The organism is Streptomyces sp. NBC_00873 (assembly GCF_045207415.1).
Taxonomy (GTDB): Bacteria; Actinomycetota; Actinomycetes; order Streptomycetales; family Streptomycetaceae; genus Streptomyces.
Genome location: NZ_CP108803.1, coordinates 3,604,511 through 3,627,674 on the forward strand (window position 1 = coordinate 3,604,511; position 23,164 = coordinate 3,627,674).

Consider the following 23,164-nt stretch of genomic DNA (forward strand, 5'->3'; position numbering starts at 1 on the left):
CTCCGGCCGTTGTCGTCACGACAACGGCCGCAATCGCTCCTGCTCCGTGCTTCTGCGTCAGCACTTTATCCACGTCTTACCAGCCAGAGAACACCTTTCGGAGGCCAGTACGACAAGGTGTGCGCGTTGCGGGGGCGACTTGCGTGCAACACACCGGTGCGAAATCGGACGAAACCGAGACTCGTTAACTTCCGTACCACTGCGGAGGGTTACTGGACTCGATTTCGATTCCCCATGTTTAGAATTCGTTCGCGCACGTCAGAATGGATCTCCGCGGATCGATGGCAGGCTCCGGGGGCGGGGCTCGGTCACTGTCCGACGATCTCGGCCCGCCCACCCGAGAGAGACCTCGAACTGCGCGAAAAGATCACCGGAAAGCGTCAACGGAGGCCGCCTCCGAGTGACTTTGGCCGACAGTGGTCCGGACCACTGGGCCTCGCGATTCCGTCGCGCTCACCACGGCCGCCGAGCCCGCTGATCACAGCCGCTGCCGTCAGAGGTCTTGACAACTCGATTGGACAACAGCGGTTCGATGCTCGGCTGCGACGCCAAGGTCCACTCGCAGGGCTCGGTCGGCTTCTCACCGCACTCGGTGGCCCCGCACGTCCACGGCCTGCCGTAACCCATGACCCGGTGTCCTTGAGCACCAGTCCTTGGCCGGCAGCGCCATTGCTCCCCCGGTGGCGCTGCCGCATGTGGGCTATGGTGGTTCTGCGCTTAGTCCAGCACTTAGTCCACCTCTCGATCCCACGTGTGAGGCAGCCATGGAAGCAGCCCGCCAGTACAACGTGCACGAGGCCAAGACCCACTTCTCGCGCATCCTCGAACAGGTCGCCACCGGCGAGGAAGTCGTGATCAGCAAGGCCGGTGAGCCAGTGGCCAAGGTCGTTCCGCTGCACCCCAAGGTCAGGCGGACGGGACGCGGATCCTTGAAGGGGCGGATCCACCTCGCCGCCGACTTCGACGAGCTGCCCGACGAGATCGCCGCCGCCTTCGGGATGCACTGATGCGCCTACTGCTCGATACACATGTGATCCTCTGGTGGCTCGACGATTCCTCCGAACTCTCCGGGGAGGTCAAGGATCTGCTCGACACGGAACCGTCCGTGTACATCAGCGCGGTCTCTGCCTGGGAGATCGCGATCAAGCAGTCACTCGGCAAGCTGGAAGGGCCGAAGGACCTGGCGGAACGGGTCCGGGACAGCCAGTTCACTTCGCTGCCGATCACCGCAGGACACGGCGTACGGGCGAGCAGGCTGCCCGCCCATCACCGCGATCCTTTCGACCGGGTACTGGTCGCACAGGCCCAGACCGAGGGAATGACGATCGTCACCCGCGACAAGTGGATCCCCCACTACGACGTCCCGGTCATGGTCATCTGACCACTGCGCAGGATGCGCGTCCGCGACCGGTGGGGCGCGGCGCGGCGCCCCCCTCGATGCGGGGCGCCGCGCCGTGTGGCGTGGTGGTGCGGTGAGACAAGCGGATCAGCCGGGGATCGTTCAGCTCAGGACGGCGAGCGCGTCGATCTCGATCAGCAGGCCCTTGGGGAGGCCGACGTACACCGTCGTACGGGCGGCAGGGGCCTCCTTGAGGTTCTGCTCGCCGAAGTAGCTGTTGTAGATCTCGTTCATCTCCGCGAAGTGGTCCACGTCCGTGAGGTAGACGCGCATCATCATCACGTCGTCCCAGCTCGCGCCGCCCTCCTCCAGGATCGCCTTGACGTTGGCGAACGTCTGGAGGGTCTGCTCGCGCAGCGTCGGGCCGACCGGGGTCGGCGCCTGGCCCTCGACGACGGGCAGGAAGCCGACCTGGCCGGCGACCTGGAGGATGTTCCCCTTCTTCACGCCGTGCGAGAACTTGGCGGGCGGCGTGGTGTGGGTGCTGGGGGTGAGGGCGGTCTTCTCGGTCATCGCGGTTCAGGCTTTCTTGGGTTGGGTGGTGCCGGAGCACTCCCGGCTGATGGTGTCGGCGGTGCGGCGCACCAGCGGGAGCAGCGTGAGGAATTCCTCGGCCGTGACCACCACATTGGGTGCGGAGACCGACATGGCGGCGACGACACGGCCGTCCGCGCCGCGGACCGGGGCGCCGATGCAGTTGATGGACTCCTCGTGGCCGCCGAGGTCGGTGGCCCAGCCCTGTTCGCGGACGGCGGCGAGTTCCTTGAGGAAGGCACCGGCGTTCGGGACCGAACGGGACGTGTACATGGGGTAGTCGAGCTTCTCGGCGATCGCCCGCCGTTCGGGCTCGGACAGATCCGCGAGCAGCAGCTTGGCGACGGCGGCGACGGTGATCGCGACGGGCTTGCCGATCCGCGAGTACATCCGGACCGGGTAGCGGCTCTCGACCTTGTCGATGTAGAGGACTTCCTCCTCCTCGTACACCGCGAGATGGACGGTGTGCCCGCACTGCGCGTTGAGCTCGACGAGGTGGGGGCGGGCGATCTCGCGTACGTCGAGGTTCTCGACGGCCTCCTGCGCGAGGGCGAAGAGACGGGCTCCGAGGCGGTAGCGCTGGTCCTGCCGGCGGTAGACGAGACCGTGTTCGTGCAGCGTACGGAGCAGGCGGAGCGCGGTGGACTTGTGGACGCCGAGGCGGTCGGCGACCTGGCCGAGGTCGGCGGGGCCCTCGGCGAGGAGCGGGAGGATGCTCAGTGCGCGGTCGACGGTCTGGCTCATGCCGGGTGTACCTCCTGCGGGGCCGGGCTCCGGTCGGTGTCGACGCGGTCGGCTGCCGTCCAGCCGGGACCGAGACGAAGTCTCCCCCAGGCGGCTTCGTCGAGAGCGACGAGTTCGTCGGCGTGGGCACGGGCCGGCGGGTCGGTGAGGTCTCCGGGGGCAGTGAGGACTGCGGCGGCCATGAGGTGGCCGTGGCGGACGCGGTCGCGGACGGGGAGCTCGCGCAGGGTGGCGGAGAGGAAACCGGCGGCGAAGGCGTCGCCTGCGCCGACGGCGGCGACGACGTCCACGTGGAGGGCGGGGACAGTGGTGACGGAAGAGTCAGCCCCTCCGGCGACGGAAGAGTCAGCCCCTCCGGCGATCGAGGAGCGGTGTTCGGGGCGGCGCCCCGAGAAGACCGTCGCCCCCTCCGCCCCCCGCTTGACCACGAGCACCGCCGGCTCCGGAAGTGCCTCGCGGATGGCATCAGTGCCCCGCAGCCCCCAGGCCTCCTCCGCCTCGTCCTCACCGACGAAGACGAGATCGGCGCGGCGCGCGAGGTCGAGCAGCACGCCCGGTCCCTCGTCCCCGCGGCGCCACAGGTGCGGGCGGTAGTTCACGTCGAACGAGATCAACGGGCGGTCCGGGCGGGGCTCGGTGAGGGAGCGGAGGAGGGACAGGCAGTCCGCGGAGAGGGCCGCCGTGATACCGGTCAGGTGCAGGATGCGCGCGTCGAGCAGGTCCGCGTACGGAACGTTCGCCGGGGACATCGCGGAGGCCGCCGACCCTGCCCGGTAGTACGCGACTTCATGGGCGCCCGTCGCCCGGTCCGCCGCCGTACGGAAGTAGATGCCGGTGGGGCGGTCGGGGTCGCGCCGGACTGCCGACGTGTCGACCCCGTAGGCCGCGATCGCGTCGACGAGATGGTCGCCGAACCCGTCCGCACCGACCCGGCCGACCCACTTCGCCCGGTGTCCCGCCGCCGCGAGCGCGCAGGCGACGTTGGACTCGGCGCCCCCGATCGCGCGCCCGAAGGACGGGACGTCGGCGAGGCGGCCGGGCTGCGAGGGCAGGAACGTCACCATGGACTCACCGAGGCAGACGACATCGGCGGTGGCGGCTCCACGTCCCACGGCTGCGGGTCCGGACACTCTGGGCTCCTCGCTGGTCAGCGCTCCGCACCGGCTCTCACCATTGACCCGGCGTCGGCTCGGATGTTAGACAGCGTCAAGCGACGTGCGCAATGGGTGTTGCATATAGTGCAACGAACAGATCTCGAGGAGGGTCCATGGCCGCCGACGACAAAAACGTCGCGACAGCTCCCCACACGCTCGGCGAACTCGCCGCCGAGCGCGTCGACCACCGCTTCAAGGCGCTCCCGCCCGACGCCGACGGACTCACGGTCGGCGCCCTCGCCGCCGAGCGTCGCAACCTCTTCACCGGCGGCTTCACGACGCCCGTCCTCGCCCTCTCCGCCGAGTCCGTCGCGCACAACCTCGCGCTGCTGGAGGCGTACGCCGAACGTCACGGGCTCGCGTTCGCGCCGCACGGCAAGACGTCCATGGCGCCGCAGCTCTTCGCCCGGCAACTGGAGTACGGCGCGTGGGGCATCACCGCCGCCGTTCCGCACCAGGTCCGGGTGTACCGCGCGTACGGGATCGAGCGGATCTTCCTCGCCAACGAGCTCGTCGACGCAGTCGCACTGCGCTGGCTCGCCGGCGAGCTGGACTCCGACCCCCGGTTCCACTTCATCTGTTACGTCGACTCGGTGCGCGGCGTCGAGCTGATGGACGAGGCGCTGCGCGCCGCGGGTGCGGTACGTCCGGTGGACGTGGTCGTGGAACTCGGCGCCGGTGAGGGGGCCCGCACGGGTGCGCGTACCGAGGCCGACTGCGCGGCGGTCGCCGACGCGGTGGCCTCAGCGGGGACGCTGCGTCTGGTCGGGGTCGCCGGTTACGAGGGCGAGGTGCCGGACGCGTCCACGGAGCGGGTACGGGACTGGCTGCACCGGCTCGTCCGGGTGGCCGCCGAATTCGACAAGGCGGACCGGTTCGCCGCACTGGCCGGCGACGACCGGATCGTGATCAGCGCGGGCGGCAGCGCCTGGTTCGACACGGTCGCGGAGGTCTTCGCCGAGATCCCCGAACTCACTCGTCCCGTATGCAAGTTGCTGCGTTCGGGGGCGTACGTCTCGCACGACGACGGGCACTACCTGCACCTCACCCCGTTCAACCGGGTCCCGGAGGAGGGCGCCCTGCAGCCCGCGTTCCGCCTCTGGGCCCAGGTCGTCTCGCGGCCGTCCGACGAGCAGGCGTTCGTGAACGCGGGGAAGCGGGACGCGGCATACGACCTCGATCTTCCGCAGGCGCAGGTCGTGCGGTCCGGGCGGGACGGTTCGGTGCGGGCCGCCACCGGCATCACCGTCACCGGGCTGTCCGACCAGCACGGGTGGTTGCGCACCGAGGCCGGGGCGGAGCTGGAGGTCGGGGACTGGGTCGGCATGGGGCTGTCGCACCCGTGCACGTCGTTCGACAAGTGGCAGTTGATTCCGCTCGTCGAGGCGGACGGCACGGTCACGGACTACATCCGCACGTTCTTCTGATCCCTGCGGGCGTGTCCTCAATCGCCGGACGGGCTTGTTCTCCCGCGCGGCCCCGGCCGACCCGATCCCTACACCGGCGGCAGCGACGGCATCCTCCAGGGCGACAAGCCGCACCCGCGCGCGTACGGCACGTTCCCTCAGTATCTCGGCCGGTACGTACGGGAGTTGGGCATCCTTTCGCTGGAGGAGTGCGTCGCCCATCTCACTTCCCGCCCGGCGGCCCGGCTGCGGCTGCCCGACCGGGGCTACGTCCGTGAGGGCTACCGCGCCGACCTGGTCCTCTTCGATCCGGCAACGGTGGCGGCGGGATCGACCTTCGAGGCGCCGCGCACCCTGCCGGTGGGCATCCCGCACGTCCTGATCGACGGCCGCTTCGTCATCGAGGACGGCAGGCGGACCTCGGTACTGGTGGGACGGGCGGTCCGGTCGCCGCGGTCCTCCCGGCCGGTACGCGGCTCACGGTGAATCCTGCTCACCCCTCCGCCCGCTCCTTCGCCCAGGCCAGATCCTCCTCGGTCGGGGCGTCGTCCTGGGTCAGCCTGCGCCGCCAGTAACCACTGAACTCCACCGCCGCCCTGGGCATCCCGCGCTCCTCGACCAGGTGGCGGCGCAGCATCCGTACGGTCCCCGACTCCCCCGCGAGCCATGCGGCCCCCGCCCCCGCCTCGCCCGGCAGCTCCGCCGCGCGGACCACGTCCGCCAGCTCCTCCCCCGCGTGCACCCAGCGCACGGTCACCTCGGCGGCGGAGGAAAGCCGCTGCTCCTCCCCCGCGTCGGCGACCGCCACGTACGCCACCGCGCGCATCCCGGCCGGCAGCGCTTCGAGCAGCGTGCCGATCGCGGGGAGCGCTGTCGCGTCCCCGGCGAGCAGCAGCCAGTCGGAGGCGGGCAGCGGCCGGGCGTACGCCGAGGACGGGCCGACCATGCCGAGCACGTCCCCGGGCCGCGCGGTCCGCCCCCAGCGGGTGGCGGGTCCGGTGTCGCCGTGGAGCACGAAGTCGACGGTCATCTCGTTGCGCTCACGGTCGTACGCCCGGACGGTGAAGCTCCGCATCCACGGCCGGTCGGCCTCCGGGATCGCGAGGTACGCCTCGTACCACCGCATCCCGTACGTGTCGTCGGCGTCCTGCTCCGGCAGCACGGGCGCGCCCTGCCCCTTCGGGAAGCAGAGCTTCATCTGCTGATCCGGCCGATCCTCGATCAGGTCGGCCAGCGCATCTCCGGTAAAGGTGACGCGCGCCATCCGCGGCGTGATCCGTTCCACGCCCGCAACCTGGATGTACGACACCGGCAGAGACTGACTCATCGGAGCGGTCACCCACTTTCTCCCTGATACCTTATGCCGTAAAGAATCGCCTGGGCGAAGTTACTTTATAGCGTAAGGAGTCGCAAGTGGTGGTCTATGCGGGACAGGGCGACGCCCGCCGTTCGATCGCTCTGCTGTGGCGCGCGGAGAGCGCTCCGGCACCGGGCGGAACAGGGCCGGGCAAAACGGGACCGGCCCGGTCGGGGCCCAAGCCCGGACTGACCGTGGACGCGATCGTGAGCGCCGCCGTCGCGGTCGCCGACGAGGGCGGCATGGCGGCGCTCTCGATGCGCGCGGTGGGCGAGCGGCTGGGCCGGACGGCCATGGCCCTCTACACGTACGTTCCCGGCAGGAGCGAGCTGCTGGACCTGATGTACGACGCGGTGCATGCCGAACTCCCGTCCGACTACCCGGACACGGAAAACTGGCGCGCTTCCCTCACGCGCTGGGCGGAGGACACCCTCGCCTTCCACCTCCGCCACCCGTGGGTGCTCCAGGTCTCCCAGGCCCGACCGGTGCTGGGCCCGCACGAGTACGCCGCGCTCAACACCCTCATACGTCTCCTGTACCGGACCGGGCTCGACGCACATCTCCTGCGGCGGCTGATCGGCACGCTGTTCCACTTCGTCCGCGGCTCGGCGCAGACGGTCGCCGAGTCCCGGCAGGCCGCGGCGGTGACCGGCCAGTCCGACGAGGAGTGGTGGTTCGCCCGCTCTGCGCTGCTCGGCGAGGTGGCCCCGGACTTCGCGGACCGCTTCCCGGACGTCGGCCGTCTGGAGAGCGAGAGCGCACCCGAGCCGCCACCGGCCGACGACACGGTGCCCTACCTGGAGCGTCAGGCGCGCGAGACGTTCGCCACCGGGCTCGGCGTGCTGCTGGACGGAATCGAGGCGGCGGTGCGACGCACGGGCGCGCCGTGAGACCTGTGGGCCCGGTGCGTTCTCCGCGTCCGTCACGACGGACCGTCAGAACGTCAGCCGACCGGCTGGCGTTCCAGGGTGTCGGTGGCCGAGCCGGTGCGTTGCATGCGGTGCCAGCGCAGCGGGGATCCCAGGAGCGCGGTCACCACCGACTGGACGACGACCAGGTACATCAGCTGGCGGTAGACGAAGATCTGTAGCGGGAGCGTCCAGAGCGGTTCGAACTTCTCGCGGTCCAGGCGGAGCGCGTACACCGCGCTCAAGACCTGAATCGCCGTGAAACCGAGCCACACCCCCAGCGCCTGCCCCGCGCCCTGGAAGAGAAGCCCGTACAGGGCGAAGACGTCCACCAAGGGGGCGAGCAGCGGGAGTACGGTCTGGAAGACCAGCAGGTACATCAGTCCGCGCCGGCCGAGCTTGCCCGACTGGCCGCGTTCGAAGACGGCCCTGCGGTGCTTCCAGATGGCCTGGAGCGTGCCGTAGCACCAGCGGTAGCGCTGCTTCCACAGCTGCTTGACGGTGGCCGGCGCCTCGGTCCAGGCGATGGCCTTCTCCTCGTACACGACGCGCCAGCCGGCGCGGCAGAGCGCCATGGTGAGGTCGGTGTCCTCGGCGAGGGTGTCCTCGCTGACCCCACCGACACCCACGAGTGCGTCGCGGCGGAACGCGCCGATGGCGCCCGGCACGGTCGGCATGCACTCCATGACGTCGAACATCCGGCGGTCGAGATTGAAGCCGATGACGTATTCGAGGTGCTGCCAACGACCCAGCACACCCTGCCGGTTGCCGACCTTGGTGTTGCCGCTGACCGCGCCCACCCGGGGATCGGCGAGCGGCTGGATGAGATGGCGTACGGCGTCCGGTTCGAAGACGGTGTCGCCGTCGATCATGACGACGATGTCGAAATGGGCCCAGGCGAGACCGGTGTTGAGGGCGGCCGCCTTACCGCTGTTGGGCTGACGGACCACCATCACCCGCTGGTCCTCGGCCTGCATCGCTTCGGCGATCTCGAAGGTCCGGTCGCTGGAGCCGTCGTCGACCACGATGACCTGGACGTACTCATGGGTGGAGGCGAGGAGCGAGCGGATGGTCGCCTCGATGCCCGCCTCTTCGTTGTAGGCGGGGACGATCACAGAGACCGGCTCGGTGAGCGGGGGGTGGAGCGGGGAGCCACGTCTGCGGGAACGCTTGACGCGGACGCGCTTCACGTGGACGCGGGCGACGGCGAAGAGCATCACCAGACGCAGCACAGTGATCACACCGGCGACCGCGAGCAGCCAGGTCATGGCGTCGGCGAAGCCGCGCGAGGCCTGCTGGACGCCGACCACGGCGGCGCCCCGCCAGTGCGCGGGCGCGGAAACATCGTAGGTGGCGCCGGCCATGCCGATGCCATGGCCCACGCTGGTGAACGTCAGGTCGTGGGAGCCTCCGGCCGTCAGGAGCTGCTCGGTCCCGGTGACCGCGGCGGGCGAGCCGGTGAACTGCCGCACCGCGCCGTGCTGCGGCAAGCGTTCGGGGCCGTCGGCGGCCACCACGACGTAGCCGTCGATGAGCGCCTGGCGCGCGGCCTCCCACTGGCCGCCGCAGAGGGTGCCGGTGGTGGTGGTGTGCGGGAGGCGCAGCAGATGGGTACCGATGCCGGCCGCGCCGGCCAGGGTGTTCTGGGTGAGGGACAGCTCAAGGTTGGTGCGGGGCTTGGAGAGTCCGGCGAGATTGGCGTCGGTGTAGGTGTGCGAGCCGATCTCGTGGCCCTCGCGCTTGATCCGGCGGACGAGATCCGGGTGGGCGGCGGCCTGCGTACCGGTGAGGAAGAAGGTGGCCTTGGCGTCGTGGCTCTTCAGCAGGTCGAGCAGGCGCGGGGTCCAGGCGGGGTCGGGCCCGCCGTCGTAGGTGAGGGCGACGGTGTCACGCGGCATCTCGGTGGCTTCGACACCGCCGGTCTTGGGATTCTGGCGGATGACGGGACCACCGTCGAGGCTCACCGTGCGCTCGGTGGCGCAGGCGGTGGAGGGCGCGGCGGTCGGGGCTATCTCGTGGCGTCCATACCCGCTGAAGATCAGCGCGGTGGCGGCGACGGCCAGGGTGAGGCTGAGCAGGATCCAGTGGGATCGGGGGTCGCGGCGTAGGGCGTGCCGGGTCACTTGGGCCCCTTGGTCGAGCCAGGCGCGGCGGTGCTGCGACTGGAGCTGTTGCCGTTGCCGTTGCCGTTGCCGCGGGAGGCGGACGGGGCCGTCGTCGCGGGGGCGGGGGCGGCCGACGCCGCGGGTGAGAAGGCGGTCGACTTCGCGGGCGCAGCGGTCGCCCCCCTGGGCGTACCGGAAGCGTCCTCGGTGGGCGAGGCGACGGCCGAGGTGTCGGCGGACGGTACCGTGGAGGGCTTCGCTGTACTGGTGGGGGGCTCCGCTGATTCCTCGGCGTGGGTGGGCGCCTTTCCGCCACCGCCGGGGCTCCAGGGCAGGGTGGTACCGGAGGGGACCGCGCCGAACAGACCGGCCACGATAGTCGCGACAAATCCGACGCAGATTACGCCGACAAAGGTGGCCACGTACCGCATGAGACGACCCCTGCGGCCGGACGTGTCGACGAATACAGCATGGTCCTGATGTGTCACGGGGCCGGAGTCTATGGAGTGCACCCCCCGATGGAAAGCCGACTCCGATACCAGGGCATAGCCAACTGCACAGCGGATACCGACCGATATCGCCCTGCTCGGCCTGCGAGCGCGATCCCTTCACAGGGAGCGGCCCGCTGTGGCAGCAGCTGAACCTGCTCCGCCTCACCTTCGGCGACACCGTGATCGGCGAGTTCGGCCCGTGGTCCCGCCGACGGCACGAGGGGCCGGCTTCGTCGCCGCGGGCGAGGGTGAACTCGCCGAGCCATCAGGCGTCGGGCCACGATCAAGAAGAAGGACTCGGCTCGGACCGGCGCCACCCGGGCGGGGCGCGAACCGCCCGGGCGACGCGCGGAAGCTTTCCGACTACGGCTTGGGCAGGGTGCACCCGGTCCGGTTGAGGTCGATCTGACTGCCGGCGCCGATGCACGGCACGATGCCGTACGTCTCCTGGGCGTAGTTGATGCCCTGGCGGACCGTCACATTGCCGCTCTCGTCGACCTCGCACGGATTGTTGACCGTGCACTGCTGCCCGTCCTCGTTACCGGTGTTGTTGACGGCGACGACCTTGCCGGTCGCGTTGTCGATCACCGGGGAGCCGGACGTGCCGCCGATGGTCTGGCAGGCGGAGGTGTAGCGGACCGAATCCTTCCATGTCCACCCGCCCTCATTCAGGCGGTAGACGAAACCGTCGATGTTGCAGCTGTACGTGCGCTTCCAGTAGCCGGAGACGACCGTGATCGCGGTCCCCTGGACCGGGTGCGCGGCGTTGAGCTCCAGCGCCTTGATGCCGTAGGTGCTCTCGATCTGGGCGTAGGTACGGGTGAGTTGGTACAGCGATACGTCGGTGTCGGTCATCGTCCCGTACGCGATCTTGCTGGCGCGCAGGGTGCCGACTCCGCTGCCCGCGGAGTTCAGCAGGGTGAAGCTGCGGGTGGACCGCCGGCCGAGGACGACCTCACCCGGACTGGGGAAGCCGGTCTCCAGGCAGTGCCCGTTGGAGAGCACGAGCGCCGGGTCGCTCGGGAGCGAGGCGGCCGTGCGGACCACGGAGCCGGAGCAGTTGCTGAGCGCGACCGTACCGGCGAAGTCGACCGCCTTGGCCGTGATCTGCTCGGCTTGTGTCGTCTTCTGCGGCGCGGCCGCGTCGTGGCTTGTGGCCGCGACAGCGGGTGCCGTTCCCGCTCCGAGGAGCAGAACGGCGAAAAGCGCGCCGAGGAGAGGCTTCTTCATGTGGGGGTCCCCTCTGTGACCTCTGTGACCGAAGTTCGTTCGGTTTTGTCATGCGCATTGTTAGGGGTGCGCGGGTCCGGGGCAAGACCCCCTTTCCGGCCTCGGGACAGCGCTCAGGCTGTGCGCATGGTGCAGAGCAAGGCGGAGGACGTCGACGGATACCTGGCCGAGGTGCCGGAGGAGCGCCGGGACGCCCTGGGCAGACTGCGACTGATGTGCCGTCAGGAACTCAAGGGCTTCGGCGAGATCATGGCCTACGAGATGCCCGCCTACGAACGGGACGGCGTTACCGAGATCGCCTTCGCGAGCCAGCAGAACTACGTCTCCTTCTACCTGCTGCGCACCGATGTCCGCGCGGCATTCGAGGAGCGGCTGGCCGGACAGGACATGGGCAAGGGCTGCCTGCGCTTCCGCAAGCCGGAGAACATCGACTTCGACCTGGTGCGCGACCTGTTGAGGGCCACCGCGGCCCGGCCGGGCACGGTCTGCTGACGGGGTGGCCGGTCAGCCGCGCGCCGGTTCGGGTTCCGCCTGGCCGAGCACGTGCTCCCGTCCCCACGCGCCGAGCGGCCCGAGCGCCTTGTTGAGCCCGTACCCGAGCGGGGTCAGCGAGTACTCGACGCGGGGCGGCACCTCGGCATGCACCTCGCGGTGCACGATGCCGTCGTCCTCCAGCTCCCGCAGATGCGAGGTGAGCACCTTCTCGGTGATCCCCGGCACCAGTCTGCGGAGCTCGCCGAAGCGGCACGTCTGCTCGTTCAGCGCCCAGAGGATCAGCACCTTCCACTTGCCGCCGATGACATCCATCGCCGCGTCGATCCCACAGACGAACGCCCCCGGCCTGCGTACGGTCCTCATGGCCCACCCCTCTCACCTGGTCACTCACCCCGTGGTAACCACCCACCCCGAAGTGGGTACTTGATCGCTCCGAGGCCTGCGACCAGCCTAATCTCCATGACTGACAACACCCCTGAGCAACAGCCGCTCACCCTCCTCGGGCTCGGCGCCATGGGCACCGCGCTCGCCCGGACCTGGCTCGCCGCCGGGCATCCCCTGACCGTCTGGAACCGCAGCCCCGCCCGTGCCGACGTGCTCGCCGCCGAGGGGGCGAGCACGGCCGGGACGGTCGCGGAGGCGGTGGCCGCGAACCGGCTCGTCGTCCTCTGCCTGCTGGACGACGCCTCCGTCGGGCAGACCCTGGCCGGCGCCGACCTCGCCGGCAAGGACCTGGTCAACCTCACCACCTCCACTCCGGGCCAGGCACGCGCCCTCGCCGGGTGGGCCCAGGAGCGCGGCGCCCGGTTCCTGGACGGCGGGATCATGGCGGTCCCGCCGATGATCGGCGCCGCGGGCTCCGGCGGCTACATCTTCTACAGCGGGTCCCGCGCCCTGTTCGACGCGCACGGAGAGACGCTCGCCGTGCCGGCCGGCACCACCTATGTCGGTGAGAATCCCGGCTTCGCCGCCCTGCACGACGTGGCGCTGCTGAGCGCGATGACGGGGATGTTCGCGGGTGTCGCACACGCCTTCGCGCTGATCCGCAAGGAGAACATCGACCCTCGGGCGCTCGCCCCGCTGCTGGCCGACTGGCTCACCGCCATGGCACCCGCGGTGCACACGGCCGCCGCTCAGCTGGAGAGCGGCGACTACAGCGCGGGCGTGGTCTCCAACCTCGCCATGCAGGTCGCGGGCAACGCGACGCTGCTGCGCACGGCCGGGGAACAGGGGGTCAGCGCCGAACTGCTGACCCCGTACCTGGCGCTGATGGAGCGGCGCCTCGCGGAAGCGGAGCGAGGCGGCGAGGAGGGCACCACGGGCGTCATCGACCTGCTGGTGCGCTGAGCGCCGCCGACAGTGCGGGCCCGGGTGCCCGTGCCCTGCCGGGCACGTGGGTCCGCCGCCTCCGCCGCCGCCTCGGCGGCGGCTGCGGTGAGGGCCAGGGCCCGTTCCAGGCCGGGGCGTTCGTCGGCGGGAGCGGTCTTTAGGGCCTGCTGGAGCGCCGTGGTGATGTCGTCGGGTCGCGGAGCACGAGAGCGGCCATGTCCTGCTCACCGAAAGCGGTCATGCGGCGATCGTTCCCCGTATCACCGCTCGCCTCAGCGCGGTTAAGGTACCTCTGAGACACGGGGGCGCGTCGGTCCCGGAACCAGGACCCGCGTACCAGAGGGATCGACCGTTCCTAACCAGTGTGCGTAAGTGAGTCTTGGACCCACTGCTGCGTACTGGGCGCATCCCGAACGGTGTTGGATGCACTGGGTTCCCGCTTTCGCGTCCCGCGCGGCGGCACGCCTCCAGGGGCGCGGTCCGTTGTGGGCGGGCGGGTTCCCTCACGCCCCAGGAAGCGGTGAGATACCAGCGGCCTCGCTCCGTATCGAGATGGATGCGGTAGGCGACGGCCCGGTTCGCTTCGATGCGGTCGGCCCACTCCGCGCCCCGGTGCGCGAAGCTGATGTGGGCGGCGAGGGTGTATCGGCCGTGCCGGGCGTTGGCCAGGTGCGCGAGCGGGGCAGGCAGCTTGATCGACACTTCGCCGTCCGGGGTGACGCGGATCGTCTCGTTCCCGAACCGCTTCCCCGACTCACCGTCGGCAGCGATGAACCAGCGTCCCGCCTTCCACCTTTCCCGCCACTCTTCGGTGAGCTGGGCCTTAGTGAGGTGGTGGCGGGTGTTGAGGAGACGTTTACCGCCCCGCACCACCCGCACCCGTCCGACCTGCCAGTCGGCGACAGCAGCAGTACGCCGCGCCTCCAGTGCCGCGAGGCGGCGGGACTTGCGGAACCACTCGTTCTTCGACCGGTATCCGCCCGTAGCCCGCTTCGTTCCGTGCTCCCCGAGCGGGAGGGACAGACGGTGCCGCAACGTCTTGATCCCGGCCGCCAGCTTCTGGATATGCACAGCCTGGCAACGGCGGGCCAGCGCCCACTGATCGTGCGTAGCCTTGGTGATCGCACCCGCGATCCGCGACGACGACAGTGCCGTCAGCTCCCGCTTACGCGCCGCCCAGGTGTCCGCACCGTGCTCCAGACCATCCGCACAGCGAGCCTTGGGATCACGCGAGCTCAGACGGCCTTGGTGCTCACCGACCACGCGGAGGACTCTCTCGTCCTGGGATGTGAGGTGCCCCAGCCGGTCACGTATGGCCACACCTGTGGGTCCGACGGCGACGAACGGCAGAGCGATGGTGCGCAATCCGTTCTTCGACTCAGCCATGCTCGGCAGCTTCCAGGGCTTTCCTCGCCCGGTTCTTCGCCGAACGGCGCCCGTACAGACGGGCACAGAACGAGGTCAGCTCCTCCACCATGTCCCGCACCAAGTCGTCTTCGAGCTCCCCGTCATCCAGCACAACCAGACGCCGGTCCGCGGCTTCGAGTGCCGCTTCGACAAGTTCGGTGTTCATCCGGCCGAGCCGGTCACGGTGTTCGACCACCACGATGGTCACGTCCGGGTCGGCCGGCAAACGCCGGGCCCTGACGCGGGAGCCGTTCGTACCCGACCCGATCTCGGACTCCACCCGCACCACCCGGTGACCCGACTGCGCGGCCCACCGCGACAGCCGGGCCACCTGACGCCGGAGATCACCCCTCTGGTCGCGCGAGGAGACACGGGCGTACAACCCGACACCGCCGACCGTTCCGGGCGCCGCAACGGCCTCCACATTCACCAGAATCGTCCGCGGCCCCACCCGCTGAGCCGGCACCGGCAACGTGCCCTCACGGAACCAGCGATACGCCGTCTGCGGATGCACACCCTGCACCCTCGCCCACTCCGTCAGATTCACACCCTGAACAACGCACTCACCCAAACCTGGTTACGCACACTCGAACGACCTCGACAGCCAACAGTTCATCACCCCTGGTCGAAGGCTCCCGCCACCCCGGTTGCGTACGGTCGGACCATGACAACCGACCACGACCGCACTCTCGACCTCGACGCGTACTTCGCCCGTATCGGCTGGACCGGGGAGCGCCTCCCCACCGTGGAGGTGCTGCGTTCCGTCCACCGCGCCCATGCGCTGGGCATCCCGTTCGAGAATCTGGACCCCGTGCTCGGCAGCGCGCCCTCGCTCGCGCTCGCGGATCTGCAGGCGAAGCTCGTACGCAGTGAGCGCGGCGGGTACTGCTACGAGCACAACACCCTCTTCGCCGCCGTGCTGGCCGAGCTCGGATTCACGGTGACGCTGCTCTGCGCACGCGTGACGCTGGGGGCCGCGCCCGGGGACGTACGGCCGCGCACCCACATGCTGATGCTGGCCGAGGTGCCGGGCGAGGCGACCCCGTATCTCGCCGATGTCGGCTTCGGCGCGAGCAGCTCGCTGCTGGAGCCGATCGCGCTGGTGGCGGACGCGGAGCTGCACGACGCACCGCGCCGTCACCGGCTCGTCCACGCACCGCACAACGGCCCGCTGCCGCTGTGGAAGCTGCAGACGCTGTCCGCGGGCGGGGAGTGGGAGGACCAGTACGCGTTCACGCTGGAGCCGTTCGAGGCGCCGGACTACGAGGTCATCAACTGGCACATCGCGACCAATCCGCGCTCCCCGTTCCAGCACCTGGTGTACGTCCAGCGCACCACTCCGGACGGCCACGTGGGACTGTCCGGCCGGAAGCTCACGGAGACGGCGCCCGACGGCACGCGGAAGCGGGAGCTGGCGGACGGCGACGAGGTGCTGCGGGTCCTGGCGGACGACTTCGGCATCCGTCTCCCGGACGGCACGCGCCTGCCCGTGTGACGGCGGCGCCCCATTCGCGTGGCGCATCTCACCCGCCCCGGCCGTCACACACCCATTCCAAGCCGCGTCACCGCCCCCGGCCAGGCTTCCCACGGCCGGGGGCGGCGGGTGCATGGCGATGGAAGACCGGGCGGGCGGACCGGGTTCCCCGGGCGGGTCAACCTGTGGGCAAACCCCGCGCACCCTGTGAAACACCACCGTATCCTCGCTGACATGCAGGTCATCCAGTCGACGAAGCTCGCCAATGTCTGTTACGAGATCCGGGGCCCCGTGCTCGAGGAGGCGATGCGGCTGGAAACAGCTGGTCACCGCATCCTCAAGCTGAACACCGGCAACCCCGCCGCGTTCGGGTTCGAGTGCCCGCCCGAGATTCTCGAAGACATACTGCGCAACCTCTCCGGGGCGCACGGTTACGGCGATGCGAAGGGGCTGCTGTCCGCGCGCCGCGGGGTGATGCAGCACTACCAGACCAAGGGGATCCCCCTCGACGTCGAGGACATCTACCTGGGCAACGGCGTCTCCGAGCTGATCCAGATGTCGATGCAGGCGCTGCTCGACGACGGCGACGAGGTGCTCGTACCCGCACCGGACTATCCGCTGTGGACCGCCTCCGTGTCGCTGGCCGGCGGTACGGCCGTGCACTACCGGTGCGACGAGCAGGCCGACTGGATGCCGGACCTCGCCGACATCGAGCGGAAGATCACGGACCGCACCAAGGCGATCGTGATCATCAACCCGAACAATCCGACGGGTGCGGTCTACGACGACGAGATGCTGCGCGGGCTGACGGAGATCGCCCGCCGCCACAACCTGGTGGTCTGCTCCGACGAGATCTACGACCGGATCCTGTACGACGGAGCGACACACACCCCGACAGCGGCCATCGCGCCCGATCTGCTGGTGCTCACGTTCAACGGGCTCTCCAAGAACTACCGGGTGGCGGGTTACCGGTCCGGGTGGCTGGCGGTCTGCGGCCCGAAGGGGCACGCCGCCTCGTACATCGAAGGGCTGACGATCCTCGCCAATATGCGACTGTGCGCCAATATGCCGTCGCAGCACGCGGTGGCTGCGGCGCTCGGCGGGCGGCAGTCGATCGACGACCTGGTGCTGCCGGGCGGGCGGATCCTGGAGCAGCGGGACGTCGCGTACGACCTGCTGACGCAGATCCCGGGCGTCACCTGCGTGAAGCCGAAGGGGGCGCTGTATCTCTTTCCGCGGCTCGACCCCGCGGTCTACAAGATCAAGGACGACCGGCAGATGGTCCTCGACCTGCTGCGGGCCGAGAAGATCATGGTCGTGCAGGGTACGGGGTTCAACTGGCCGGAGCCCGATCACTTCCGGATCGTGACGCTGCCGTCGGCCAAGGATCTGACGGACGCCGTGACCAGGATCGGCACGTTCCTGGACGGATACGGGCAGCCGTGAGGCAACCGGATCCCGACACCGCTCAACTTTAGACTGAATCCAATGTAGGATGGTCTCCTGACCGCGAGCAGGAGGCCATCCCCATGTACGAGCCGATCCGCACCAAGTCGGTCCACTCGATGGCCGACGCGGCGCAGTACCCCCACCGCACCCGCGAGGAGGAGCTGGACATCCAGCTCGCCGGGCATCTGGCCGCCCTGCTCGCCGTCACCGACGAGCTGGGGCTCGGCCGGCAGGGCGATCGCATAGCCGAGCAGGTGGCCCGGCTGCGCGGGGCGCCACCGGCGCGGCATGCCGCGCTGACCCGGGCCGACCCCGCCGCATTGCACCACCGGGCGCTCGCCCTTGCCGGCCGCGCCCTCGTCGTCGCCGCGTCCCGCGCGGACACCGCCGCCGCGATTCTCGCCGCCGAGCGCATGGACGCACACACCGCCGCCCTGCGTGACGCCGAGCTGATCGGCGCCCCCTGACGGCCCCGGTCCGCGAGCCGGGGAGGCGCGCGGACCGGGTGCCATTCGTGTGCCGAATCCGGCCGTCCCGAGCGGCCGCCGGCTCGTCCGCGGGCACCGGCCTGCGACGCGAAGACTCTCCGGCCAGGCCACCGCGGCCCCGCCGCCCCCCGGTCAGGCGTTCACGAGTTCCCTCGAGCCCAGCTTCTGCCGGGCGAATTCGAGGTTGCCGACCACGCGGTCGTGGTGCTCGGGGGGCACCTTGCCGCCCTTCAGGAGGCGTTGGCTGCTGCGCTCCGACTCCTCATAGTTTCCGGTCCAGTAAGCGGCCACGGCGAGTTCGTCGAGCGAGCGCCAGTCGTACCATTCGAACTCGACGAACAGAATGTCCTTCGGGTACGGGATCTGCGCTGCTTGCTGCGCGAACATGTGCGCAAGTGGCCAGCGCCGGCCGTTCATGCGGCAATAGCGTGCGAGTTCACCGATTGCTTCGGCTCGCGAGGGGCGGCTTTCGTGCGCGCGGAGGTAGCGGTCGATCACCTCGGCCGGCGGCCTGCCGAGCTCTACCGCGAGCCGTGCGGCGTAGAGGTGGGCACAGAAGACTTCCTCGGCGAAGCCGCCCATGCCTGCCCGGCGGTCGTAGGCGGCGAGTGACTTCTTCGGCTCTCCGGCATCGCGCCAGCTCTGGGCGAGGTAGAAGACGTAGCGGGAGTTGTCGGGTTCCTTGATCAGGCCTTGCTGAAGGACCTTGGCATCGCGCAGGTACTTCTTCCGCACCCCTTCTCCCCTCAGGCGTGCGCCGCCCCCCACCGAGAGGATGTTGGCGCCTTCGAACGTCCCGAGGCTGTACGGCGTTCCGCAGTCGATGTACTCGTGCAGGACTCCGACGTACCGCCAGGGCAGCCGGGTTGAGACCAGAGCGGGGCGCCAGTGGGTGAGGGGCCCGTCGTGCAGTGCGACTCGGTAGGCGTCGTGGGTCAGCTCCGGCATGCGAAAGCCGGGCTTCACCTCCATCTCGTCGTCGGCGTCGATGAACAGCAGATAGTCCGCTTCGGCGCGCGCCAGGTCGATCGCCTCGCTGCGGCTCCCGTCGTATCCCTTCCAGGGGCTTTCGTGCAGGGAGCCGGGCAGATCACTGAAGACGTCACGGATGACGTCCTGGGTGCCGTCGGTCGAGCCCGTGTCCAGGATGACCCACGTGTCGATCAAAGGGCGCACGGATTCGAGGCAGCGTCTGATGACCGGGGCCTCGTTCTTGACGATCATGTTCAGGCAGACCGTTGATTTCACGGGTCACCTCCAACTCGGTGAGGTAGAAGACCGACGTCACGACGTCAGCTCGGACGCTTGAGCAGTACGAAGCCCTGTTCCTTACCCACGGTGAGATACCCCTGTGCGCGGGCAATGCCCAGGGCCTGCTGTTCCTGAAGGACGTTCAGCGGCCACCGCTGATTGAACGGCACCAAGGTGTCGACCATGATCCACTGAGGATCGGGGCGGCTGTCGGCCCAGCCGTAGAGGCTGACACTCGTACGGTTCGTGAGCTGGGGCACGAGCAGATTGGATGCCTGGACCGTGGCTCCGTCGGGGATCCGGTCCATCAGACGGTGGGCGGCAGCGATGCGGGGATCGCCCCGCCAGGTGGCCGGCTGGACCAGCTGCCAGAACGGATACTGCGGAAGGATCAGGAGTGTGATCGCAGCGGAGCCGGCGAGGTATCGTCGCAGGCTGCTCCTGCTCGGGTTCCGTCGGATCAAGGCGTCGATGAAGGCCGCGAAGACGATCGGCATCAGCACGAGCGAATAGTGGAAGGCGGTGCCCCAGTGGGTACTGAGACCTGAGGCGAAACGCCACATCAGAGTCGGCAGTGCGATCCACATCAACGGGGACCGCAGGGCCAGGAACAGGGTCGGGGCCAGCACGAGCAGGAGCATCGAGATCTTGGCCTCGGGGGTGATGAGACCGATCGTGCTCTTGTACAGCAGATCCGTCAGCCCACCCTCACTGCCTTCCGAGCCATTCAGCCAGTGCCAGTAGTCGTAGGACCCGCTCGGACTGAAGGCCGGCAGAATGACCATCGTCGCCAGCAGTGCCCCGGCCAGACCGACTGCGGCGGTGATGATCCCGAGCCTGCGGTCGCCACGCCGGGCGATGACGAGGCCGATCACGACCACGGTGAGCCCGAGGTCCTCCTTCACCAGCAGCAGGGGCAGAGCCCAGCAGGCCGCGGCACGCATCCGGCCCGTCGCGAGAGCGGTGAGTGAGAACGCGAGAAGGGGAACGGCGAAGGCCCATTCATGGAAGTCGGAGCCGACCCCGCTCGCGAGACCCCAGGAGAGGCCGTAGCAGACCCCGATGACCGCGGCGGCGGGGGAACCCAGCGCTCGGCGCGCCCAGAGAGTCAGGGGCAGAACGCTCGCGGCGATCAGCGCCGCCTGCACCACGAGCAAGGCCATCGCCGAAGGCCACAGCCGGTAGACAGGTGCCACCAGGGCCAGAATGGGAGAGAAGTGGTCCCCCAGGACGGGAAAGTCCGGCCCCTTGATTTCGGAGACGGGCAGGTGCCCATTCGCGTAGGAGCGGACGACCTGCTCGAAGATTCCCAGGTCGAAGCTGCGGGAGAGCATGCGCTGATGGATACGCAAGGACAACGTCGCGTACGTGAAGAACAGCGCTCCCGCCAGGGCCCAGATCCACCACGGGATGTCGGAGCGGCTCCCACGAGACGGTTCGACCACCGGCCCTTCATCCACAGTTGATTTTTGTTGCACCGGGAGCGTGGCACTGTCGGTGGGTGGGGCTTGCATGACTTATTCCTTCCGGAAAGCTGACCCTGAGGACCTCAAGTGCCAGCAACCTTCACGGCTTGGCTCTGAGCCACCATGTGCGCGCGCGGAATACTCCGAACAGCGCCACACCTGGGGCGTGGTGGAGTCACCCGCGCTTCTCGCGAGGGGCATTGGCCGATGTCTGCCGCACCGTTACCGACTTGATGACGACGGCCTTCTTCGGCCTTCCGTCGGAGGACCCGTCCTGGGTCCCGTTCCTGGCGATCTCCTTCAGTACGTCCAATCCGCTCACGACTTTCCCAAAGGGAGTCCATTCGGACGACATGGGAACATCAGGATCGGCGTAACTGATGAAAAACTGACTGCCATTTCTGCCGGGAACCGACATCGCCACGGTGCCGGCCGAATATTCGGCTCCGTCCAGATTCTCGTCACCGAAGAAATAGCCCGGATCGGCTGCGCCTTCCCCTTTGGGGTCGCCGCAGTCCAGTACGTAAATCCCTCGGGTCGTGACACGGTGACACTTGCTGCCGTCGTAGTACCCCTTCCGCGCCAGGAAGGAGAAGGAGTTGGTGGCGCAGGGCGCCTTGTCGGTCAGGGCCTCAATGGTGATGGTTCCCCGGTTGGTCACGAGTTCTGCCGTGTACGGCCGAGCCGCGGCCGAGGCGTCGAAGGTGGGAATTCCCACAGGCTTTGCACCATTGGTGAGGTTGTATGAGCACGTGACCGGCGGCTTCGCATCGACGCTGTTTCCCGTCACGGAGACCGCCGCCCATGTCAGCCCTGAACACGTCGCGGTCACGGCGAGTGCGACCGTCGCCACCCTGACCACACGCTTCCTGGCCCTGGTGAAGAAATTCATCTTTCCTTGAAATTCGCTGACGGACATTCGAGCCTCGATTTGGCGAGTGGGAGGTGATGAAGCATGCAGAGCGTATCCATCCACCTGTGTGCCTGCTGCACCGACACACACTCGGGATTGAAACCACTATTGGGCTGCGTGGCCCAACTCTTCGGGGGCTTATCCCCTTTCGGCCCCCTTCCCCCCTCTGCCGATCGCCTGAACGTCTGGTGTGTCTCGCCCACTTTCTTGCACACGCACCCGAATGTTGCGTCAGAGGCGCCGCATGCCTCTCGAGACCACTCCATTCGGTTCCACAAGGAGAAAATTCATGAGTCCTGAGAACAGGGCCCCCTCACGTCTGGGCCCGGTGCCCCGAGGTCGCAAGTGGCTGGCCGGCGGTGCGATGGCAACGCTGAGCCTCGTCGTGCTGGGCTTCTCCAGCCCTGCGATGGCGGTCGCCCAGAACGCCTTCTCTCCGGGCGAGATGAACCGGCCTGTGCTTATGGGCGGTGACAAGTGCGAGCGCCAGAAGAACAAGCACGACAGGGACGAGTGCTGCGACCACCACAAGAACAAGCACGACAGGGACAAGTGCGAGGAGAAGGAGAAGGGCAAGCGCGGACCCACCGGACCCACCGGACCGACGGGTCCGCGCGGCGCCACGGGAGCCACTGGAGCCACCGGAGCCACGGGACCGACCGGCGCCACGGGTGAGAACGGCGAGAACGGCGAGAACGGAGCCACCGGAGCCACGGGACCGACCGGACCCACGGGACCGACGGGCGCCACGGGTGAGAACGGCGAGAACGGCGAGAACGGAGCCACCGGAGCCACGGGACCGGCCGGAGCCACCGGAGCCACCGGGGCCACGGGCAACACCGGAGCCACGGGAGCCACCGGACAGACCGGAGCCAGCGGGTGCGGCTCCGAGATCGACAGTCTTCTCCCCGACAACACTCAGGAGATCAGCGTCCTCCTGGTCGACGGGGTTGCGTTTGGGGCCCACCGGAAGGACCCCAGCACGGGATCTTACTTCCGCGAGGACCTCACCAACCCGGCGCAGAACCCCGGCTACCCCGACCCCGCCACTGTCTGTGCCGCCAGCGTTTCGGCCCAGGACGGGGAGGTGAACTTCAAGGTGATCACCGTGACCGGGGCCGTGTACGAGCTCCAGTGCACGCTCATGGGGATGGTTATCGACTGTGGTAGTACCGCTCCCCTGGACCAGAAGGCTTGGAATCTCATCACCTTCGTGCCCGTAGCCACCGGGCCGTTCGTGGCCGGCGAGCCGCCGACCACGAACCAGTCGTCCGGCAGCGCGAACCAGTCGTTCAGCGGCGCGAGCCCGTTTGAGCAGCTGCTGAACAGCCTCGACCTCAACAGGGCAGCCGAGAAGGCACTCTCGAAGAGCCAGATGTGGTCCTGACCTCGTTGGGATCCCTCTGACATGTGCCGTGCCCGGGATCGTCCGGGCACGGCACACGTGCGTGCGCCCTGCGGCGCAGTCCACGTCATCCTGTGATCGGGTTGCCGGAGAGAACGGGCCGGTCCCGTTGCGTACTGAGATGCGCACTTCACCTGCCGTCCACTCAACTCGGCCCGG

22 protein-coding genes and 2 pseudogenes are annotated in these 23,164 nt (G+C 68.9%); 11 read left to right on the forward strand and 13 right to left on the reverse strand.

Annotated features, from left to right (window positions below; all coding sequences use genetic code 11):
- Positions 1-764 precede the first annotated feature (764 nt).
- Positions 765-1,007, forward strand: a complete 243-nt coding sequence (locus tag OH809_RS16185; protein ID WP_406421725.1) for a type II toxin-antitoxin system Phd/YefM family antitoxin — start codon at positions 765-767, stop codon at positions 1,005-1,007.
- Entirely contained in the window at positions 1,007-1,381 is a 375-nt protein-coding gene (locus OH809_RS16190; RefSeq protein ID WP_406421724.1) for a type II toxin-antitoxin system VapC family toxin, read from the forward strand. Before OH809_RS16185 ends, OH809_RS16190 begins: the two co-directional genes overlap by 1 nt.
- Before the next feature lie 120 nt (positions 1,382-1,501).
- Here the strand turns inward: OH809_RS16190 and OH809_RS16195 are convergent, their stop codons facing one another.
- The 3 genes from OH809_RS16195 to OH809_RS16205 are packed head-to-tail and all read right to left on the reverse strand — an operon-like array spanning position 1,502 to position 3,807.
- Positions 1,502-1,912, reverse strand: a complete 411-nt coding sequence (locus OH809_RS16195) for a RidA family protein (RefSeq protein WP_406421723.1) — start codon at positions 1,910-1,912, stop codon at positions 1,502-1,504.
- A 6-nt stretch (positions 1,913-1,918) separates the two neighbouring features.
- On the reverse strand, positions 1,919-2,677 hold the full coding sequence (locus OH809_RS16200; protein WP_406421722.1) for an IclR family transcriptional regulator: 759 nt from the start codon (positions 2,675-2,677) through the stop codon (positions 1,919-1,921).
- On the reverse strand, positions 2,674-3,807 hold the full coding sequence (locus tag OH809_RS16205) for a sugar kinase (protein WP_406515274.1): 1,134 nt from the start codon (positions 3,805-3,807) through the stop codon (positions 2,674-2,676). Before OH809_RS16205 ends, OH809_RS16200 begins: the two co-directional genes overlap by 4 nt.
- Positions 3,808-3,944: 137 nt before the next feature.
- Here OH809_RS16205 and OH809_RS16210 point away from each other — a divergent pair, with 137 nt between their 5' ends.
- Both OH809_RS16210 and OH809_RS16215 read left to right on the forward strand, forming a co-directional pair.
- Positions 3,945-5,258 carry an amino acid deaminase gene (locus OH809_RS16210; protein ID WP_406421720.1) on the forward strand — a complete coding sequence of 438 codons (1,314 nt, stop codon included), beginning with the start codon at positions 3,945-3,947 and terminating at the stop codon, positions 5,256-5,258.
- A 69-nt stretch (positions 5,259-5,327) separates the two neighbouring features.
- Positions 5,328-5,723: pseudogene (locus OH809_RS16215) on the forward strand (amidohydrolase family protein); the annotation flags it as partial.
- Positions 5,724-5,730: 7 nt separating this feature from the next.
- On the opposite strand, the gene OH809_RS16220 reads toward OH809_RS16215, so the two are convergent.
- Positions 5,731-6,564: a siderophore-interacting protein gene (locus OH809_RS16220; protein WP_406515275.1), complete on the reverse strand. Its 834-nt coding sequence runs from the start codon at positions 6,562-6,564 to the stop codon at positions 5,731-5,733.
- Between the two features lie 86 nt (positions 6,565-6,650).
- Here OH809_RS16220 and OH809_RS16225 point away from each other — a divergent pair, with 86 nt between their 5' ends.
- Positions 6,651-7,484 carry a TetR/AcrR family transcriptional regulator C-terminal domain-containing protein gene (locus OH809_RS16225; RefSeq protein WP_406421718.1) on the forward strand — a complete coding sequence of 278 codons (834 nt, stop codon included), beginning with the start codon at positions 6,651-6,653 and terminating at the stop codon, positions 7,482-7,484.
- Between the two features lie 53 nt (positions 7,485-7,537).
- On the opposite strand, the gene OH809_RS16230 is transcribed toward OH809_RS16225, so the two are convergent.
- From OH809_RS16230 to OH809_RS16240, 3 genes are all read right to left on the reverse strand, one after another.
- A complete protein-coding gene (locus OH809_RS16230; protein ID WP_406421717.1) occupies positions 7,538-9,625 on the reverse strand; it encodes a bifunctional polysaccharide deacetylase/glycosyltransferase family 2 protein in 2,088 nt (695 codons plus the stop codon).
- Positions 9,622-10,029 (reverse strand): hypothetical protein, encoded by a 408-nt coding sequence (locus OH809_RS16235; protein WP_406421716.1) that lies wholly within the window; start codon positions 10,027-10,029, stop codon positions 9,622-9,624. The genes OH809_RS16230 and OH809_RS16235 overlap by 4 nt, the downstream gene beginning before the upstream one ends.
- 432 nt (positions 10,030-10,461) lie before the next feature.
- Positions 10,462-11,328, reverse strand: coding sequence for a serine protease (locus OH809_RS16240; protein WP_406515276.1), 867 nt, complete (start codon positions 11,326-11,328; stop codon positions 10,462-10,464).
- 126 nt (positions 11,329-11,454) lie between these two features.
- Here OH809_RS16240 and OH809_RS16245 point away from each other — a divergent pair, with 126 nt between their 5' ends.
- Positions 11,455-11,820, forward strand: a complete 366-nt coding sequence (locus tag OH809_RS16245; RefSeq protein ID WP_406515277.1) for an iron chaperone — start codon at positions 11,455-11,457, stop codon at positions 11,818-11,820.
- Positions 11,821-11,832: 12 nt separating this feature from the next.
- Here OH809_RS16245 and OH809_RS16250 read toward each other — a convergent pair whose 3' ends face one another.
- Positions 11,833-12,186 carry a winged helix-turn-helix transcriptional regulator gene (locus OH809_RS16250; protein WP_406421713.1) on the reverse strand — a complete coding sequence of 118 codons (354 nt, stop codon included), beginning with the start codon at positions 12,184-12,186 and terminating at the stop codon, positions 11,833-11,835.
- A 96-nt stretch (positions 12,187-12,282) separates the two neighbouring features.
- Between OH809_RS16250 and OH809_RS16255 the strand changes: the two genes are divergently transcribed.
- Positions 12,283-13,170 carry an NAD(P)-dependent oxidoreductase gene (locus OH809_RS16255; RefSeq protein WP_406515278.1) on the forward strand — a complete coding sequence of 296 codons (888 nt, stop codon included), beginning with the start codon at positions 12,283-12,285 and terminating at the stop codon, positions 13,168-13,170.
- A 429-nt stretch (positions 13,171-13,599) separates the two neighbouring features.
- On the opposite strand, the pseudogene OH809_RS16260 reads toward OH809_RS16255, so the two are convergent.
- Together OH809_RS16260 and OH809_RS16265 are read right to left on the reverse strand one after the other, a co-directional pair.
- Positions 13,600-14,538: pseudogene (locus OH809_RS16260) on the reverse strand (IS200/IS605 family accessory protein TnpB-related protein); the annotation flags it as partial.
- A complete protein-coding gene (locus tag OH809_RS16265; protein WP_406515279.1) occupies positions 14,531-15,106 on the reverse strand; it encodes an IS607 family transposase in 576 nt (191 codons plus the stop codon). The gene OH809_RS16265 and the pseudogene OH809_RS16260, both read right to left, overlap by 8 nt.
- Positions 15,107-15,223: 117 nt before the next feature.
- On the opposite strand from OH809_RS16265, the gene OH809_RS16270 reads away from it, so the two are divergent.
- From OH809_RS16270 to OH809_RS16280, 3 genes are all read left to right on the forward strand, one after another.
- Entirely contained in the window at positions 15,224-16,054 is an 831-nt protein-coding gene (locus tag OH809_RS16270; protein ID WP_406421710.1) for an arylamine N-acetyltransferase, read from the forward strand.
- Positions 16,055-16,267: 213 nt separating this feature from the next.
- Positions 16,268-17,479 carry a pyridoxal phosphate-dependent aminotransferase gene (locus OH809_RS16275; protein ID WP_406421709.1) on the forward strand — a complete coding sequence of 404 codons (1,212 nt, stop codon included), beginning with the start codon at positions 16,268-16,270 and terminating at the stop codon, positions 17,477-17,479.
- A gap of 83 nt (positions 17,480-17,562) precedes the next feature.
- Positions 17,563-17,949 carry a hypothetical protein gene (locus tag OH809_RS16280; protein WP_366690028.1) on the forward strand — a complete coding sequence of 129 codons (387 nt, stop codon included), beginning with the start codon at positions 17,563-17,565 and terminating at the stop codon, positions 17,947-17,949.
- Positions 17,950-18,102: 153 nt separating this feature from the next.
- Here the strand turns inward: OH809_RS16280 and OH809_RS16285 are convergent, their stop codons facing one another.
- From OH809_RS16285 to OH809_RS16295, 3 genes are all read right to left on the reverse strand, one after another.
- The gene (locus tag OH809_RS16285; RefSeq protein ID WP_406421708.1) at positions 18,103-19,218 is read right to left on the reverse strand and encodes a glycosyltransferase; all 1,116 of its coding nucleotides are present in this window, start codon (positions 19,216-19,218) and stop codon (positions 18,103-18,105) included.
- Between the two features lie 44 nt (positions 19,219-19,262).
- Positions 19,263-20,666, reverse strand: a complete 1,404-nt coding sequence (locus OH809_RS16290; RefSeq protein WP_406515280.1) for a DUF2079 domain-containing protein — start codon at positions 20,664-20,666, stop codon at positions 19,263-19,265.
- A 196-nt stretch (positions 20,667-20,862) separates the two neighbouring features.
- On the reverse strand, positions 20,863-21,606 hold the full coding sequence (locus tag OH809_RS16295) for a peptidylprolyl isomerase (protein WP_406421706.1): 744 nt from the start codon (positions 21,604-21,606) through the stop codon (positions 20,863-20,865).
- 283 nt (positions 21,607-21,889) lie between these two features.
- On the opposite strand from OH809_RS16295, the gene OH809_RS16300 reads away from it, so the two are divergent.
- Complete coding sequence (locus OH809_RS16300) at positions 21,890-22,987, forward strand: hypothetical protein (protein ID WP_406515281.1); 1,098 nt, start codon at positions 21,890-21,892, stop codon at positions 22,985-22,987.
- Positions 22,988-23,164 lie beyond the last annotated feature (177 nt).

What these genes read in the sequence shown, in the direction of transcription:
- OH809_RS16185 (WP_406421725.1), top strand. Translation starts at nt 765, where the DNA reads ATGGAAGCAGCCCGCCAGTACAACGTGCACGAGGCCAAGACCCACTTC.
- OH809_RS16190 (WP_406421724.1), top strand. Translation starts at nt 1,007, where the DNA reads ATGCGCCTACTGCTCGATACACATGTGATCCTCTGGTGGCTCGACGAT.
- OH809_RS16195 (WP_406421723.1), bottom strand. Translation starts at nt 1,912, where the DNA reads ATGACCGAGAAGACCGCCCTCACCCCCAGCACCCACACCACGCCGCCC.
- OH809_RS16200 (WP_406421722.1), bottom strand. Translation starts at nt 2,677, where the DNA reads ATGAGCCAGACCGTCGACCGCGCACTGAGCATCCTCCCGCTCCTCGCC.
- OH809_RS16210 (WP_406421720.1), top strand. Translation starts at nt 3,945, where the DNA reads ATGGCCGCCGACGACAAAAACGTCGCGACAGCTCCCCACACGCTCGGC.
- OH809_RS16220 (WP_406515275.1), bottom strand. Translation starts at nt 6,564, where the DNA reads ATGAGTCAGTCTCTGCCGGTGTCGTACATCCAGGTTGCGGGCGTGGAA.
- OH809_RS16240 (WP_406515276.1), bottom strand. Translation starts at nt 11,328, where the DNA reads ATGAAGAAGCCTCTCCTCGGCGCGCTTTTCGCCGTTCTGCTCCTCGGA.
- OH809_RS16245 (WP_406515277.1), top strand. Translation starts at nt 11,455, where the DNA reads ATGGTGCAGAGCAAGGCGGAGGACGTCGACGGATACCTGGCCGAGGTG.
- OH809_RS16250 (WP_406421713.1), bottom strand. Translation starts at nt 12,186, where the DNA reads ATGAGGACCGTACGCAGGCCGGGGGCGTTCGTCTGTGGGATCGACGCG.
- OH809_RS16255 (WP_406515278.1), top strand. Translation starts at nt 12,283, where the DNA reads ATGACTGACAACACCCCTGAGCAACAGCCGCTCACCCTCCTCGGGCTC.
- OH809_RS16270 (WP_406421710.1), top strand. Translation starts at nt 15,224, where the DNA reads ATGACAACCGACCACGACCGCACTCTCGACCTCGACGCGTACTTCGCC.
- OH809_RS16275 (WP_406421709.1), top strand. Translation starts at nt 16,268, where the DNA reads ATGCAGGTCATCCAGTCGACGAAGCTCGCCAATGTCTGTTACGAGATC.
- OH809_RS16280 (WP_366690028.1), top strand. Translation starts at nt 17,563, where the DNA reads ATGTACGAGCCGATCCGCACCAAGTCGGTCCACTCGATGGCCGACGCG.
- OH809_RS16295 (WP_406421706.1), bottom strand. Translation starts at nt 21,606, where the DNA reads ATGTCCGTCAGCGAATTTCAAGGAAAGATGAATTTCTTCACCAGGGCC.
- OH809_RS16300 (WP_406515281.1), top strand. Translation starts at nt 21,890, where the DNA reads ATGAGTCCTGAGAACAGGGCCCCCTCACGTCTGGGCCCGGTGCCCCGA.